Annotated in this window: 12 protein-coding genes; 1 reads left to right on the top strand and 11 read right to left on the bottom strand. The window is 42.3% G+C overall.

Annotated elements, in window-relative coordinates:
* Positions 1-4: 4 nt before the first annotated feature.
* The 8 genes from eboE to LVD47_RS17315 all read right to left on the bottom strand — a co-directional run bounded on the left by eboE (position 5) and on the right by LVD47_RS17315 (position 13,284).
* Entirely contained in the window at positions 5-1,192 is a 1,188-nt protein-coding gene (gene eboE, locus LVD47_RS17350) for a metabolite traffic protein EboE (RefSeq protein WP_236979196.1), read from the bottom strand.
* Positions 1,189-2,343: a 3-dehydroquinate synthase gene (locus LVD47_RS17345; RefSeq protein WP_236979195.1), complete on the bottom strand. Its 1,155-nt coding sequence runs from the start codon at positions 2,341-2,343 to the stop codon at positions 1,189-1,191. Before LVD47_RS17345 ends, eboE begins: the two co-directional genes overlap by 4 nt.
* A gap of 2,094 nt (positions 2,344-4,437) precedes the next feature.
* Complete coding sequence (locus LVD47_RS17340; RefSeq protein ID WP_236979192.1) at positions 4,438-7,236, bottom strand: T9SS type B sorting domain-containing protein; 2,799 nt, start codon at positions 7,234-7,236, stop codon at positions 4,438-4,440.
* Between the two features lie 210 nt (positions 7,237-7,446).
* A complete protein-coding gene (locus LVD47_RS17335) occupies positions 7,447-7,986 on the bottom strand; it encodes a hypothetical protein (RefSeq protein WP_236979190.1) in 540 nt (179 codons plus the stop codon).
* A 765-nt stretch (positions 7,987-8,751) separates the two neighbouring features.
* Positions 8,752-9,636 (bottom strand): UbiA-like protein EboC, encoded by an 885-nt coding sequence (gene eboC, locus LVD47_RS17330; protein ID WP_236979188.1) that lies wholly within the window; start codon positions 9,634-9,636, stop codon positions 8,752-8,754.
* A 2-nt stretch (positions 9,637-9,638) separates the two neighbouring features.
* Complete coding sequence (locus LVD47_RS17325) at positions 9,639-10,658, bottom strand: TatD family hydrolase (protein ID WP_236979187.1); 1,020 nt, start codon at positions 10,656-10,658, stop codon at positions 9,639-9,641.
* Between the two features lie 39 nt (positions 10,659-10,697).
* Positions 10,698-11,531 carry an EboA domain-containing protein gene (locus LVD47_RS17320; RefSeq protein WP_236979186.1) on the bottom strand — a complete coding sequence of 278 codons (834 nt, stop codon included), beginning with the start codon at positions 11,529-11,531 and terminating at the stop codon, positions 10,698-10,700.
* Between the two features lie 529 nt (positions 11,532-12,060).
* Entirely contained in the window at positions 12,061-13,284 is a 1,224-nt protein-coding gene (locus LVD47_RS17315) for a cation:proton antiporter domain-containing protein (RefSeq protein ID WP_236979184.1), read from the bottom strand.
* A gap of 420 nt (positions 13,285-13,704) precedes the next feature.
* Here LVD47_RS17315 and bshB1 point away from each other — a divergent pair, with 420 nt between their 5' ends.
* Entirely contained in the window at positions 13,705-14,424 is a 720-nt protein-coding gene (gene bshB1, locus LVD47_RS17310) for a bacillithiol biosynthesis deacetylase BshB1 (RefSeq protein WP_236979183.1), read from the top strand.
* Here the strand turns inward: bshB1 and LVD47_RS17305 are convergent.
* The 3 genes from LVD47_RS17305 to LVD47_RS17295 all read right to left on the bottom strand — a co-directional run bounded on the left by LVD47_RS17305 (position 14,407) and on the right by LVD47_RS17295 (position 16,575).
* Positions 14,407-14,766 (bottom strand): hypothetical protein, encoded by a 360-nt coding sequence (locus LVD47_RS17305; RefSeq protein ID WP_236979182.1) that lies wholly within the window; start codon positions 14,764-14,766, stop codon positions 14,407-14,409. The genes bshB1 and LVD47_RS17305 overlap by 18 nt on opposite strands.
* A gap of 370 nt (positions 14,767-15,136) precedes the next feature.
* Positions 15,137-16,384, bottom strand: coding sequence for a hypothetical protein (locus LVD47_RS17300; RefSeq protein WP_236979180.1), 1,248 nt, complete (start codon positions 16,382-16,384; stop codon positions 15,137-15,139).
* Positions 16,348-16,575, bottom strand: coding sequence for a hypothetical protein (locus LVD47_RS17295; protein ID WP_236979178.1), 228 nt, complete (start codon positions 16,573-16,575; stop codon positions 16,348-16,350). The genes LVD47_RS17300 and LVD47_RS17295 overlap by 37 nt, the downstream gene beginning before the upstream one ends.
* Positions 16,576-16,747: the final 172 nt, after the last annotated feature.

The raw sequence follows: 16,747 nt of genomic DNA, 5'->3' as shown, positions 1-16,747 counted from the left end.
ACTTTTAATGTAAATAATCCTTTACCCAATTAATTTCCCGGATAATAGATTTATCCGTAGGAACTTGCATTTCCTTTGGTAGAACCCCCCAGGTATACGTTTCTATTTCCAGGTGATCCGTAAATTTTCGTTCTTTGAGAAGGTCAAGGGTATCTTTTATCTCCTTCTGCGTAGATTGTAAAAGGCCAAATTTTTCTATAAATATGGGCACATGGAAATGAACCCTCCAGGATGTATATTTTCCATGCGTATATCCCGATAAAGCAGAATCCAGATCACGGAAGGATTCAATTCCCCCACGGTTTAATTGGGCTACTACCTGGTGTAAATAAACAGGTTCATCAAATTGGGCAAGCGATTGTATTTTGTCTTCGCTTTCTTTTTCCAGGTCTATTTCCAGGGCAGAACTTATTTGAATTTTTCCAACCCGAATTTCATTCTTTTCCAGGGTATGTACGATCTCTTCCGGATTTTCATACGATACCGCAAAATGGCATACGTCAAAACACATTTGAATGTGTCGTCGGATAATTTCTGAGCCTTTTTCGGGATGTCCGAAATATTTCCGGGCCATAGGTTCAAGGATGTCGAGATACCAAGCAAAAAAATCGCTGGCATTGCCCAAAATCCCATCGGGTTCGGGTTCGATATCCAGGTGAAGAAATTGACCGGATTCCTCATAAATACGGGAAAGATATTCAGCAGTTTTCAAAATATTTAAAGTGGCTGTATGTATCGTGGCGTCAAGTTGTTTGGTGTCAGACCACCATGGTCGGTAAGAGAGAGGGGACGTGGAAATACCACCCGATTGTATTTCTCCGGGCAATAGGTTCGATAGCAAGGAAAATAACCTCTTGGTGTATTCAAAACGGTCATCTGTCGTCCAGTCTGGGGTATGTACCTGATCTTTTACCCGGGTATTGTGAAATCCGCCATACGGGAACCCATTCATGGTAAATACAAAGCAATCATTATCTTTCAGCCAATTAGTCAATTGGTAGAATTGATTGTCATTACATAAAGCTTTACTGGCCTCATTGGCTAACCGGAGACCTATTCCCATAGGCCCGTTTGGGCTAACGTCTTTTTTAATGGCCGGAATGTTATTTTTTAATTCCCTGAAGTGATCTTGCCAATCCTCACCGGGATGGATATTACTGCAATAAGTTAATTGTCCGTACTTCGTATTCATACTTTTTGTGTTGAATACCTTTTGAGGAATTGAATGGACTTCTCAATCCGATCATAATCCATTTCGTGAACTTCCATACCCTTGCCCAAATGCTCCAATAATGTAATGGTCAATTGTCCCCCCAGGTGTTCCCTGAATTCATCCAATCCACGCTGTAAGGTGCGACCTTCTTCCAGCTTTTCATGAAATACATTCAATCCTACCCGGTTAAAAACGGAAATTATCCTTTGGAGATCATCCCGGGAAATCATCCCGGTATAATGGGAATAGGTCGAATCCAATGCGATACCTATAGCTACGGCTTCCCCGTGTCGCACTTCATAATGAGTAATATGTTCCAATTTATGGGCGGCCCAGTGTCCAAAGTCAAGTGGACGGGCTGAACCCGTTTCAAAAGGATCACCGCCTGCAATATGATCACAATGCATCTGGGCACATCTGAATATAAGATATTTCATAGCCTCTTCATCCTGTTGGCGAAGCCTGTCAGCATTATTTTCCAGCCATTCAAAAAATGCGAGGTCTTTTATCAGGGCAACCTTCACAGCTTCTGCTATTCCGGACCGCCAGTCCCTTTCTTCCAGTGACCTTAAAAAGACAGGGTCATTAAATACGCCAATGGGGGGAGCGAATGTTCCCAGAAAATTCTTTTTGTTAAAATAGTTGATACCGTTTTTTACACCTACTCCCGAATCATTTTGCGATAAGACGGTAGTAGGAAACCGGAGATGCCGGATCCCCCGATGGGAGATTGCAGAAGCATATCCTACCATGTCAAGCAATGCACCACCCCCGACACCAGCTACATAAGAATGCCTGTCTATACCGTATGTATTAATCGCATCCAGGACTTCGTCAAGCGCGTTTGACCTATTTTTGACTTCTTCACCACCCGGTAAGAGAATGATTGGATCGACAAGTTCAATAGTTTCACTATAGGTAGAAAAATAGGAGTTTATTTTTTCTATCAATTGGGGATGACCGTTGACTACGCCGTCATCGATCACAAACAGGATCTTTTGTTTGGTTCCCCTGGAATTGTATTCTTCAAAGAAATTCTTGAGAATCAGGTTGTTTTTATGAAAAATATCTTCGGAAAAGTAGACATTATAACTGAAATTGACCGAAAATGATTGTTTTATCAAATCCATTATTTCTAAATCAAAATTAATAATTAAAAAACTAACAAATTGAAAAGATAATTTGTTAAGTCTGTACGGAAAAATCTATGAATCAACCGCTAATAACTAGTAACGGCGAATGTACATAAATTGATTAGAAATTGGATAGGTTTTTATATCTGGCTAACATCAACTCTTGTAAATTCCACGATTTTGATATAACAATTGTTAATCTTGAGATGCCTGATCCGTAAATTCACTTACCGACCTGTACCCTCATTGACATAGGATAGGGATCGATGTTTATCGGGGATAGTGAAGTTGATAATGGCTATTACCGCGAAGAGCGCAAAGTACGGAAATGAAGAGGGGGCAGGGTCGAGATTTCGTATCGTTAGGTGGTGGTAGTGGACTGTATAGACTGAATGGTTGGACAAAAGATCTTAGCGCCCTCAGCGTCTTTGCGGTGGGAAAAAATACAGGGGCGTGGATGTAAATGAAGAGGGTATTATTACCGCGAAGATCGTGAAGTATGCAAAGTGGAGCGTCTGGGTCGCGATTTGGTAGGTTAGGTGGTGGTAGGGAAGTATAGTTCGTATGGTTGAAAAAATTCTTAGCGTCCTCAGCGTCTTTGCGGTGGGAAAAAATAGAGGGGTGTGGCAGTGACCGAAGTGTCTTTACTATTACCGCGAAGGTCGCAAAGTACGCAAAGGAGGAGCGTCTGTGTCAAGATTTCGTATCGTTACGTTGCAGTAGTGGACTGTATAGACCGAATGGTTGGAAAAAAGATCTTAGCGCCCTCAGCGTCTCTGCGGTGGGAAAAAATACAGGGGCGTGGCAGTGACCGAAGTGTCTTTACTATTACCGCGAAGGTCGCAAAGTACGCTAAGGAGGAGCGTCTGGGTCGAGATTTCGTATCGTTACGTTGCAGTAGTGGACTGTATAGTCCGAATGGTTGGACAAAAGATCTTAGCGCCCTCAGCGTCTCTGCGGTGGGAAAAAATAGAGGGGCGTGGATGTAAATGAAGAGGGTATTACTATTACCGCGAAGATTGCAAAGTACGTAAAGTGGAGCATCTGTGTCGAGATTTCGTATCGTTACGTTGCAGTAGTGGACTGTATAGTCCGAATGGTTGGACAAAAGATCTTAGCGTCCTCTGCGTCTTTGCGGTGGGAAAAAATAGAGGGGTGTGGATGTAAATGAAGAGGGTATTATTACCGCGAAGATTGCAAAGTACGCAAAGTGGAGCGTCTGGGTCGAGATTTGGTAGCGTTAGGTGGTGGAAGGGAAGTATAGTTCGTATGGTTGAAGAAATTCTTAGCGTCCTCAGCGTCTTTGCGGTGGGAAAATATACAGGAGTGTGGCAGTGACCGAAGTGTCTTTACTATTACCGCGAAGGTCGCAAAGTACGCTAAGGAGGAGCGTCTGGGTCGAGATTTCGTATCGTTACGTTGCAGTAGTGGACTGTATAGTCCGAATGGTTGGACAAAAGATCTTAGCGCCCTCAGCGTCTCTGCGGTGGGAAAAAATAGAGGGGCGTGGATGTAAATGAAGAGGGTATTACTATTACCGCGAAGATTGCAAAGTACGTAAAGTGGAGCATCTGTGTCGAGATTTCGTATCGTTACGTTGCAGTAGTGGACTGTATAGTCCGAATGGTTGGACAAAAGATCTTAGCGTCCTCTGCGTCTTTGCGGTGGGAAAAAATAGAGGGGTGTGGATGTAAATGAAGAGGGTATTATTACCGCGAAGATTGCAAAGTACGCAAAGTGGAGCGTCTGGGTCGAGATTTGGTAGCGTTAGGTGGTGGAAGGGAAGTATAGTTCGTATGGTTGAAGAAATTCTTAGCGTCCTCAGCGTCTTTGCGGTGGGAAAATATACAGGAGTGTGGCAGTGACCGAAGTGTCTTTACTATTACCGCGAAGATTGCAAAGTATGCATAGTGGAGCGTCTGTGTCGAGATTTCGTATCGTTAGGTTGTGGTAGTGGACTGTATAGTCCGAATGGTTGGACAAAAGATCTTAGCGCTCTCTGCGTCTCTGCGGTGGGAAAAATATATAGCAGTAACCCAAGAGAGTTTTACTATTACCGTGAAGATCGTAAAGTGAGGAAATGAGGAGGGATCACCTAATTACCAAAATCGATCCCGCTTTTGTTTTTAATCTACCGTGTTGGTCCCGGTAGTTAACTTTTACCATGTAGACCCCGGGAGGTAGCTGTAACCATACTGTGGTATCTATAACTTGTGAATCGGTTGTATGGATTGTGTTTCCCCATTTGTCAATTAATGCTACGGATTCGATGCTTTGACATCCGGTAGAAAAAATGGTCAGGGCATCGTTGATTCCGTCGCCATTGGGGGAAACGGCATTGGGTATGGAGATGGCGCATTCTTCTAGTTCGCACTCCTGGCCTTCGCTGGGTACTACGGTATATGTTGCGCGAAACGTGCAATTTCCGTCCGATATGTCAAAAGGGTATTCTCCGTCGTCATCCACTGTGAGTTCCCGGTTCGGATGCTCTTCACTCCAGGAAAAACTATATTCTTCCGTATCATCGGGTAAAGTAATCGATAGAGAGGTGCCGTTGCACCGGGGGAAGGTCTCGCTGTATTGTCCGGAAGGATCATTATAGGAAGTAACCGATACGGAATGCGTAGCAGTACATCCGCCTAAGTAACCGGTCAGGGAATATTCTCCCGGGTCGGTCAGGTTGATCACATCCCCGGATACATACATAGCACCATCCAGTAGTATGGAGTCCAGTCCCTGTACGGTAATTTGGCCGGTAGTGCCGGGGCAAAGTCTGAGGGTGTCGGGATATGAATCGGGGAATTCGATTTTATCTGAAATGGATACATCGAAGTCAGCGCGGAAATAGCACCCGTCCTGCTGGGCTTCCACCCAGAAAGGCCCGGTATCATCGCTGTTAATGATAGTAGAATCCCCGTTTTCACCGCTCCACCAGATAATATCGCTGTAGGCGCCGGCCGGTAATCCGATTTGGGTGCTTTGTCCTTCACAGATAGAGACAGGGGCGAAAGGCAGTTCCTGAGTCCCGGTTTCTTCCATGGTGATCTGTGCCGTATCGGTGCAGCCTTCCGATTCCACAATATACTGGTAGATGCCTGGATTATCGGAACCGGGCCTGAAAACGGATCCCCCGTTTTGGAGGCCGGGTTCGAGCCAGCGGGTACTTCCCGTGGGAGCGGGGAGATGATCGTTGAAATCAATGGCCGGCCCTTCCGGACAGTAGGTGAAAGTAGTATCCGGCCCGGCGAATGGGGTGTCCGCCAGGTTGGTTACGGCAATAGGGATGCGCACATGGCAGGAGCCTACGGACACGAGCGCATAGGGATCTATGACGCTGTGGCTGATCAATATGGAGTCGCCCGTACTGCCGTCCCACCATTCGATGGACTCGTACACACCGGGTGGGAAACCGATGCGTATCTGGCTGCCACCACAGATTTTCACGGTATCGAACTCCAGATCTGCCAACCCGGTTTCCAGGGTTTCTACATTGATAATGGCGGTATCCCTGCAATCGTCTTGTTCAATAATATAGAAGTATTCCCCGTCATCATCCGTACCGGGGACAAACATACCGCGTCCACCGGAAAGCGTAGGTTCGAAGCGCCCGGCTTCGGTATCCACGCCTTCGCTCAGGTAGGTAGTCAGGTCGATGGGGTCCCGGGCATCGGGGTCGGCACAGTAGCTAGCGGTGGTATCCCGGCCTGCGTAGAGGTCGTCGGGCTCCAGTTGGAAGACGGACCAGGAAGAAGTACTGTCTTCGCCTACGTGCATAGTCACTGCTACGACGCGCTCCCGGCTTTCATCGGGGTCCCCCGGGTCCCAGTCGGCGTGGTATCGCAGGCTGCGCAGGAAATCTTTGATGCTTTCGGTATCATTGCCGTAGGGATTATTCCACACCCATCGGGAAGGATCGGAAGTGGGCTGTAACTGGTCCTCGAAGCCTTCGGCGGTAATGTATTCTTCGGGCAGGTGGGGCTGGTCGTAGTACATCAGCCGGAAAGATATATAGTCCACCTCTGCCCCGCAGGTGGAGATCTCGATATCGTCGTCGGTGATGGGGGCTCGCGGCATACAGGTAGTGAGAGTGTCGTAGTAGCCGGCGGTAGCGTGGTAAGAGGAATTGTCCGTATCCAGGTCAATGCGGAGGGGGGATTGGCGGAAGTCGGTGGGTGTGGCGAGACCATTTACTACCCAGTTAGGTGTAGGCAATGGGCCATCTGACATTAGGGGGTGGTCCTGACAGATTTCCGAAAGGGACAATTCTTCGGTATTGATTCGTAATAACCGATGATTTCTTAGGCGGTTATAAGAGGCTGTTGTTAAATACTGGACGGGCCCACATGGTGGTATATAGGGTGAGGGAAAAGCATATTGGAATTGAAACGAATAATCAAATTCCAAAGTGTCTACTATCCCTGTGTGGGCATCCCAAATGGGTAATATCAGGCCTGAGTTGCGAGAACTACCTTGATTATTACTACTTTCACCACCCAATACATATAAGTCTCCGGGAAGAATTGCCTCAACACTAGATACAAAAACATCGGTTCCGTAAAATTCCTCAGGAGTATAACGTTGTATTATTGCTCCTTTCCTGATGTCAAATTCTGTTATAAATGAGTTGTTCGATCCATCTAGGTTACTTATTATTAATCTTCCCTCTTCGGATATAGCGAGAGAGGAAAAATTGTCGTTATCTGAAAGGAAGGGAATAGTTTTATCAATTTGGTTGGTGTATACATTATAAGCTATAATTTGATCGTCAACCATGAGATATAATCTGCCATCTGAATGAAATGATAAACCACCTCTACTTATTTTTCCATTGAATTCGTTTTCAAAATCATATTCTTCTTCGAGTACGCATTCTTCTGGGTTGTATTGCATTAATTTTTTGTAATTACTCCTTCCATCTGCAAGGGGCCCCTCTAGGAAGTAAATTTCTTGGGATAAAAGGGTTGACGAAATGAAGAGGAGAACTGTTATTAAAAGCAGTGTCTTTGTAAAGAACAAATATATATTAATAGCTTTCATAGTAAAACAAAAATAAAGCGTCTTCCATGGCCGGAAGACGCTTTGTACAAAGTTTTATTCAATTCAATCAGAACATGCAAGGTAGGAATTATCCATTTCTAACCAATAAGCGGTTCTTTCACTATCCCATGTTGCCATAGTAAAATTAAATTGGTCATCCGGTGTACGTAAACGAACCCAGAATTCTTCTGTGCTTCCACCATCTTCGGGTTGGACATAAACATCATAGGACTTTGTATCATCATAAGCCGGAGGTGATATAACAGTTGGTGTACTCTCATCTATAGTGCCATAATATATTGGCAATACTTCACCTGTTTCAAAAATAAAGAATTCATATTCAGTAGCTGTACCTTGCGTTCTTTCCACTTCCAATTCAAGACCACATTGATCGCGTAATTCTATTCTTGTTGACCGGTCTTTACGAGGTGCTTTAATTTCGTAAAAATTCCGTTCAAGTTTACTTCGATCCAGGTTTTTATACCAGTCAGCTACTTCTTGCTTAGATAAAGTACTGAAGTCTGGTAATAACTCTACCTCTTTCGGCTTCTCAATCACCGGATCCTCTTTCTCACAGCTTGTAAAGACAAATAGAACAGCCATCAACATCAGGGTGATTTTCCAGCCGGAGCTAAAGGCGGTTAGGAAATGGGGGGGGGGTAGCTTTTGGTTTTTTTAAATAGTACATAAAAAAAATTTATAGTTAAAAAATAGTTAGTACGATAGAGCGGCAGCCAGCGGGCCCTTGATGACTGTCTTTCCACGACTATAGGTTACAAATTTAGAAGATGGACGCATACCACCCCAAAATTCGGTAAATGAGATAATAGTTGTAGGTTGTTCACTAATGTATGTAATTTAATTGATTATAACAAATAAATTTCATTTTTTTATCGATAAATACCCGAATTTTTAATTTGTAATGAATGGAAAAAGAAAAACAAAGATATGAATATTGGGACTTTTCGGGATATTTATGGTATTAAAAATAATTCAGTAGGATATAGGGATTGTATTATAAATTTCTGCCCTTTTTGATGGCTATGTGCCATCTTTAATCCGGAATTATATACAAATATAATTAGTTCCGAAGGGATGCTCTGCCGAAGGAGGCTTCGGAGAATCCTTTGTTATGATGTAAGGTCCCGGTCAGATTGCAATGGACTCCCCGGGAGAATCCGTTGCTAATAATTTTGGGAAAGTGGGTGACGTCGATTCACCGTACAGGATATTATTTGCGGGATGAAGAAGCCCGCAGTATGAAATGGCGATCATACTTGCATAATTCTTAACCTGCTTTACGGAGATAGGGGCAACCAGGAGGAACGGGATTAAAAAAGGCAAACATAATAAATGGAAATTTCAAGGTTACGTTACGGCAAATTTTTTACCCAGAAACATAGAAACCGGTAGTAAGGAAGCAATTATAAGGGCGAGAGTTATCGATCCGGCTACACCGGCCCAGGCAGCATTCATAATGATTAAGGACAATACACCGGCTTTTACGGATTTTCCAATGAGTGGTCCGATCGGTGTTTTTATTGCCTTTAACAATGGCTTGAAAAGTAAAAATATATGGAGGAAAATAAAGGGTGAGGCTATCCATAGATTTTCGTATAAATAGGCGGTGATACCTTGTGCTAAGTGCACGATGATATACATTCCTGCAGCGGCGAGAAGTGGTTTTTTGGAACTGCCATGTACTTCACCACGGCTAATCATAGTAATAGCAGAAATATATACTACGGGAATAAGCGCTATCCCGTACCACCCATTCAAGGTATCCGGTAATATACTTATCCCCAACAATAGATTCAAGCCCCGGCACAATCCCATGTTGACCGGCCCCATAATGGAATGGTGTTTACCATACAGGTCATAAATTACGGAAAAGAATGTAATGAACAACGCAAGAATTCCACTCCGGATGTCAAATGAAAAGGCAGATACTATTCCGATGGCAAATAAAACCACAGTAAGTTTGAGTGCATTTTTACTGGATACCCTGCCGCTGGGAATCGGTCTTTCGGGTCGTTCAACGGCATCAAGTTCAGCATCAGCTACGTCATTGAACACAATTCCACCGCCGTACAACCCTATGGTTGACAATATAAGAAGGCTATATCCTTGCCAGGGCAAGCCTGATAATTCCATAGTGCCAATAGAAGCAATGGCTATACCTGCTAAAATATCGGAAACTGATGTAACAATATTCGCCGGTCGGGCGAGTTGTAAGTAGGGTATTATTTTCAAATTTATTTTATTATTACAGAGCTTTTATCAATTCTGGGTTGTTGTCCACCACGGAGTACGGTATTCCCACTGTATTTTTTGCTTTGGTCAATAGACACGGGTTCGAGCAAGTCCGATTCATTTATTTGCCCGCTTTGACCAAAAGCTTCAATAGCATTATTATAGGTTACCAATTTGATATGCTCTGCGGGTATTCCCTTCATGGTCATCAGGGCAGCGGTTTTGGGAACGGCCAATGGGTCGCTTATACCCCAGTCTGCCGCACTGTTTACCATGATGCGTTCGGGACCGTATTTTTTTACAATTTCCACCATTCTTTCATTGCCCATTTTTGTAAAAGGATAAATGGTGAAAGCTGCCCAGAACCCCTGGTCTAATACACTTTCTACCGTTTCTTCATTATTGTGGTCTACAATAACCATGCGAGGATCCAGTCCCATTTCCAATGCAATATCCATACTTCTTTCCGTACCTTTTTTCTTGTCACGGTGGGGAGTGTGGATTTGTACCGGGAGCCTGGCTTCTTTTGCCAGTTCCAGTTGCAGCCTGTAAAATTTTTCTTCTTCGGGGGTCTGGTCGTCGAATCCTATTTCTCCTACGCCGACTACACCTTCTTTATACAGGTAAAGGGGAAGTATTTCCATTACTTGTTCTGCCAATGGAACATTATTGGCTTCGCGGGAGTTCAACCCGATTGTGCAATAGTGTTTGATACCGAACTGGGAGCTCCGAAAACGTTCCCATCCAATCAGGCTATTATAATAATCCTGAAAGGTAGACAATCCCGTTCTGGGCTGTCCCAGCCAAAACGCCGGTTCTATAATGCCCCTGACACCTGCATCTGCTAATGCCTGGTAGTCATCTGTTGTGCGGGATGTCATGTGAATATGGGGATCGAAAAAATTCATCCCTTTTATATAATCCCTGTAATTGTTTTCTACTTTTTTTGCGGATTGTTGCTCTTCAGGACTTCCTTCGAAGTGTGAAGGATTTTGTCTCATTTCATTTCCACTCTGACACATTTCTATTATTCTTTTGAAATTTAATAAATATTGAAATCCTTATTTTTCCAGATACTTCCAGGTAAGTTGGGTATCACCTAGCGTTTCTATTTTGCTTTTTTGTTTATTGAGTAAAGCTTTCCCGTTGCTATTGGTACTGGCTTTAAGAACCAGGAATGCAGCAAGAATATTATCGTTATCTCCTGTTTTCATAAGGTAGTCAAGGTCTTTCACGATTTGATCATTTACATAGGGTATAGTCAGTTTCCATATTAATGGGGGAACAGTCCTGTTGGCCGCCCATCTTTCGTGGGCAAAATCCGAAATAGATATTGCCAGCTTTTCATTTCTCCGCTCGTCCAGTCCCACGATCCTGTGTATAGATTTTTCATTAAAAATGCATTTCAGGATTAGTTGGTTCCATGCCTGCTTATTAAAATGTATAGCGGGGAAAGGATTTCCAAAAGCAATGGCATCAAATACTTCTCCAATATTAGTGCGCACGGCTTCAGTAGCTCTGAATGTCCAATCTTTCCGGTATTCCAGCAAAGGCAAAGCAGAATAAAGTGCGACGGCTTCATTGATATCCGCAGAGAGGAATAACGATTCTATGGTAGAAAAGTAAGAATCTTTATCGGTAGGATCAAAATGAAGCAATAAGTAAATTCTTGCCAACTGGTCCAGGGACCAATTGGCTGCGGATACATCAAAATTGGACTCTTTTACTGAAATCGTAAAGGGTGAAATTCCTTTTTTGGAAATAAAGCGCGGGGCACCTACAAAAGCCATTTTAATACCCGTGGTATTTTTTTCCGCCTGTTTTTGTAGCCATTCGATTTCTTCGGGGGAAGCATTGTTCTCGAATACATCAAATATCTCCTGTTTATAACTCATGAATCTTTGATTTTTAGTATTCAAAATTTGAGGTTTGTCAAATATAACATAAGAGAAACTGAAAGTGTAGTAGAAAACAAGGATTTTAGTTATCAAAGTTTTAAATCCGGTAATCTTATCCGGCATTATCGGAATATATGTCAAAATTAAAATAAATGCGAATAAGTGATGAATGGGAGTTAGTGGCTTTAAAAATTTTTAAGGGGGACCTTTTTTCTGGCTAGCGGGTTTCGGATAAAAATCATCAGAAAAAAAATTTCTTTTCAAACGAATAATAAAATTGGGGGCGTTTTGATAGTTGTTTTCAATTGACAGGTTCTTTGCATTCGATTTTGGGAAAAATGGGAAGGTCTGTTGTGGTTACAAATGAAAAATAAAACATTATATCCACTCAAATCCATCGTACATTCTCTACATATTCCGTACCTAAGGCATGGTATTTAGCAATCATATCCACTTTATACCTACTGTCAATATCTACGGCACACTGTGAAATCCTATCGGGGGAACTAAATATGGTTAGAATTACTTATTCCATCCAGTATTTTATATTAGGATCTTTGGAATAGCGGGTAATCATGGACTTAGTGAGGAGTATCCAAAAGGGGCTTAGGAAGATCGTCACTGAAATTATCAAAATAGTCAGGTTGTAATTTTCCATAGATAACACCCCTGACGCACGGCCTTCTGAAGCCAGGATAAAACTGAGTTCCCCGATTTGAGCCAGTAATCCGCCGCCGTATATAGATTGGCTCCTGGAATTCCCCAAAGACCTTAGGGAAAGGGTATTTATTCCGTGGTTGGTTATAAAAACAAAAAGGACAAGGATCAGGACGGTACTCCAGTTCTCCACTAAAAAGTTGATATCTATTAATATTCCTATGGAAATAAAAAATACGGCAACCAATACTACCCGGAAAGAATGCAAACTATCGTGAAGCCATTCCGTGCTCTTACTGGAGTGGACTATGATTCCGCCGACAAATGCACCCAGGGCAGCTGATAAATGGAAAAAGTCGGTAAGGAAAGCCAGTCCGAAACACATAAAAAGACCCGCAAACACCTGAAGTTCATGATCATTTTCCAATTGACGGGAAAAAGGAAGTTTTATTTCTCCCTTCCACAAAACATACAACAATATGGAAAGCAATAAAATACCTCCGGTTACCTGCATCAGAATTATACTATTACTTATTCCGTTTCCGGCAATATTACTAAGGAATATAAGAATAGGGACGAATAGTATATCCTGGGTAAGAAGGATAATAATTACGTTTTTTCCCACAAATTTTTTAATTTTTGGATGGTCTTCAATCATTTTAATAACCACCGCAGAACTACTAAATGCGATAATAAATCCCAGAAATAAAATTATATAAATTGACCAATGGAAGATCATACCTAAAATCCCACACAACACAATACTCAGGATCATTTGAAGCCCGGTTCCCAATACCGCTATCCGCCATTTGCGTATAAAATTGGGCAGGGAAATTTCCATTCCAATAAAAAACATGAGGATAATTAATCCAATATCCCCTACATTTTGTACCATTTCCAGATTCGTTACGGATTCCGTCCCGCTAGGACCCAATACAATACCGCACATCATATAGGCGAGAATATAAGGTTGCTTTATTTGCTTGAGTGCAAAACTCAGCATTAAAATGACAAATGCAACCAACAGATATATGGTAATATCGATTTGAAGTCCGGCTAATGCCCAGGGGATGAAAGGTATATTTATATCCATTTAGTTAGTTTCGTTATTATAAGGACTTCAAAATAAAAAGTTATATCAGCATATAATAGCAATAATGTTATTTGATTTTGATTTCCAAGAATATTTTTCGAGTCGGGATTGGCCCGGAAAACGCTCAGGAATATCTTCTTAATTCACTGGTTTTGAAATGTCAGTATGGTCGGGGTAATTCCTTTTACTCAAGTCATCCGATCAAATACGGAATGGATAGGAGTGATTTGGATTCCCTTAACAGATCGTGGATTCGGGGTCAGGTGTATGAATCAGGATAAAGAAGGAACTTCTATTGATAGTATCTCGCTGCAAATTTATAAGCTTTGCCGGATAATTATAATTTGTTTTGAAATAAATATATTTATGGCAAACCAAAATGGGTGTTTTAAGGTTTACCTTCAGTAACAAGAAAGAGAAATGAATAAAGTTGATATTTTAGCAATTGGCGTACATCCGGATGATATTGAATTATGTGCTGCCGGAACCCTGATTTCACATATTGACCAGGGGGGAAGTGTAGGGATCGTAGATCTTACCCAGGGTGAATTAGGTACCCGGGGGACACCTGAATTGCGGTTGAGCGAAGCTGACAAGGCCGGAAAGATTATGGGGGTGGATTTTAGAGAAAATGCCGGTTTCAAGGATGGTTTTTTTAAAGGCGATGAAGAAGAAAAACTCGAAATTGTTAAATTTATCCGGAGTGGCCAGCCAAAGATATTAATAACAAACGCCATCAGAGACCGGCATCCGGATCACGGTCGGGCTGCGAAGTTGGTGTATGATGCGTGGTTTTTGTCTGGTTTGGCTTCTGTGAAGACCTATGTGGATGGGGAACTTCAAAGTCGCTGGCGTCCGGACGTGATTTATCACTTTATCCAGGATTATATTATTGAACCCGATTTTGTAGTGGATATTTCGGATACTTTTGAAAGAAAAATGGAGGCGATTAAAGCCTTTAAGTCACAGTTTTATGATCCTGACAGCAAAGAATTGGATTCACCGTTGACCAATCAAGACTTTTTTGCCCAGATTGAGGGACGGGCACGATCGTTGGGCAGGCAAATTGGAGTAGAATTCGGAGAAGGGTATACCAGCCACCGGTATGTTGGTGTTTCCAGTTTATTGGATTTGCTCTAATAAAAGACGTTGCCGGTCTCCTTTTTGTTCGAGGTAATTATTATACGGAACCGATCCCAGGCGGAATAAACATTGTAATTGGTTTCCTTCATTTATTTTGTCTTCAATGCGACAAAATATGGGGGTTTCCACCGATTTTTTGGCAAACATTATAGAATTATTTTTCCGGGTATCAAGATTTTGAAAGTCGAAATAGTTGTATTTGTTGAATTTGACAGCGTATTTCAAATCTCTCAATTCTTTTTTCTCAGAAGATGATTGATTTTCTTCCTGTGCCATAGCTACTCCTACAGCGAATAATACCAGGGGGACAATAAGAAATATCTTTTTTAGCGTTGGCATGAAATTGCATTTATTACCGTGTAAACGCAGAGGAACGAATAATAGTTCATTTCCTGCTGCCGGGAAATACAACATGATGATCGGTATGTTTTCAAAACCCTATCGCAGCATTAGATATGTTTTATTCACGAATGAAAATCAAAGGATGATTTCCTGAAGATAGGCAGATATAATTTGTATTGTGCAGGCAACGTAAAAAGAGGTTGTAATTGTCAGAGGAAGAACCATGCCCTGGATCCGAGTAGGTGGGGCAGGGTCTTAGACCTTTAGATCATACTGTGACCCATCCAGGGTTAGGGATAGAGCTGATCAATGATTCTAACATATTCAGACCCCACCGGATAGGGTGTGCAATATCATGTTCCGATTTTCAAGCTGATTTTTTCAAACATTGGTTTCGCAATTGAGCCAAATTAGGAGAGAGGTGATCTTTCTTCCATAGTTCTAAATGCTCCATGCGTTTTTCTTCTAAAGCTTCTTTAAAATCAAAGAGCTTGTTTGGAATCGGACCGTTTAATTGGGTGTAAATGGGCAAAAACAAGATAAATGGCGTAACCCCATTTAACTTATTGAATGATTTGCGGGCCTTATATTGGCCAAAGAGCGATTCGATAATATCTGATGAGTTATTATGGGCTATATGGGGGGACAGAACCTTTTCTTCCTCGGTAAGGAAGCGCCATATGGATTCGCCCAATCGAATCATTCTGGAGTTGCCCCTCAAAAGACACTGCCTGATTTTTTGCCGGCATGCACCCACGGTTTCGGATGAAAAGCCTTTATGTTTGCATAAGAACTCTATTTGGTTTACGCATTGTATGACTTCTGATAACTCGTCTATGAGAGATGCATTTTGAGGCACGAAAGCGAATACAGCTCGTTCTTCTACGGATAGCGTATGGTAATTACGAAGCAATCGAGAAGACCAGTTGACCCATTCGGAAAGATTCATAAACCGGGCTACGGTTCGTTGGCGAGGGGGGAGTAGATAAGCTATTTTCTTCATATTGTGTTTAAATTTAGGCTCCGTCATCAGCTTGAGATACGCTTTGAAATCATTCGCATTCTTATAAACTCTTTCTAATAACATCCCTAAGGAATGACTGATGTCTCGTTGCTGCGGGAAGCCGGAACACCGAATCCCTTTGTTCATCACCGAGGCATTATCACTGATCACATAGAGTGGGGCATGCCCCACTCTATGTGCCGCTGTTTGGAGGTGTTCGCTTATATTTTCCCCATTCCAGCTCGCTGCTACGGCCATATCCAGAATCTGTACATCGGTACACCTCAAAGGTCGTTCCGAATGGGCGGCCGGAACACCCAGGGTCAGTAATAATTTCTCGCTGCCGATCATCATACTTTCATCTACCATCTGGGCATACTCCGTATCTTGCCACTCCGTCCCGGCGGTTTCATAAACTTTTAATCCGCACTTCTTGACCCAGTTTTCAATGGTCGTATGACACGGAACTTTGCCTAAAACACCATCGAAGGCCTCATTGATCACTTCCATCATTTTAACGACTTGACGAAATCCGCAATGAATACGGGTATACAGCGTCGTACTTAATCGAACCATCAATTCGGAATATTCATATCTTTTGATCGGTTCCAAAGTAATTGTTTTGGTTCTTTGGTCAGTCCGACTTTCCGAACGTCGTTTTTTTTTAATTCTTTGCGAAGTTGTCCGGTTTGGGCTTTGGCCTTCTCTAATCGCTGAGCTAATTTTTTGTTCTCCTTGTTTGCCTTCGATAGTGCTTTTTTTAAGCGGGCATTTTCTTCTTCCATTTTAGTTTTTTTTATCATGGCTCTCTTGTTTTAAATTTAGGAGCAATAATACAAAAATCAACTTGTTATAAATATTGTATTTTATTAATGTGTAATACCCAGATATCCTTATTTCTCGGAACAACAAATTGGACACACTACCCACCGGGGTCTTTGGAAATGCGTAAGGAGAAAAGGGATAGCCAATTTT

The organism is Membranihabitans maritimus (genome assembly GCF_021729145.1).
Classification (GTDB): Bacteria; Bacteroidota; Bacteroidia; order Chitinophagales; family Saprospiraceae; genus Membranihabitans; species Membranihabitans maritimus.
The sequence above is the reverse complement of the archived record's forward strand: the minus strand, read 5'-3'. Positions and strand labels throughout refer to the sequence as shown.

Bases quoted from the DNA above. Each gene is read 5' to 3' on its own strand.
- eboE (WP_236979196.1), bottom strand. From the start codon at position 1,192: ATGAATACGAAGTACGGACAATTAACTTATTGCAGTAATATCCATCCC.
- LVD47_RS17345 (WP_236979195.1), bottom strand. From the start codon at position 2,343: ATGGATTTGATAAAACAATCATTTTCGGTCAATTTCAGTTATAATGTC.
- LVD47_RS17340 (WP_236979192.1), bottom strand. From the start codon at position 7,236: ATGCAATACAACCCAGAAGAATGCGTACTCGAAGAAGAATATGATTTT.
- LVD47_RS17335 (WP_236979190.1), bottom strand. From the start codon at position 7,986: ATGGCTGTTCTATTTGTCTTTACAAGCTGTGAGAAAGAGGATCCGGTG.
- LVD47_RS17325 (WP_236979187.1), bottom strand. From the start codon at position 10,658: ATGTGTCAGAGTGGAAATGAAATGAGACAAAATCCTTCACACTTCGAA.
- LVD47_RS17320 (WP_236979186.1), bottom strand. From the start codon at position 11,531: ATGAGTTATAAACAGGAGATATTTGATGTATTCGAGAACAATGCTTCC.
- LVD47_RS17315 (WP_236979184.1), bottom strand. From the start codon at position 13,284: ATGGATATAAATATACCTTTCATCCCCTGGGCATTAGCCGGACTTCAA.
- bshB1 (WP_236979183.1), top strand. From the start codon at position 13,705: ATGAATAAAGTTGATATTTTAGCAATTGGCGTACATCCGGATGATATT.
- LVD47_RS17305 (WP_236979182.1), bottom strand. From the start codon at position 14,766: ATGCCAACGCTAAAAAAGATATTTCTTATTGTCCCCCTGGTATTATTC.
- LVD47_RS17295 (WP_236979178.1), bottom strand. From the start codon at position 16,575: ATGATAAAAAAAACTAAAATGGAAGAAGAAAATGCCCGCTTAAAAAAA.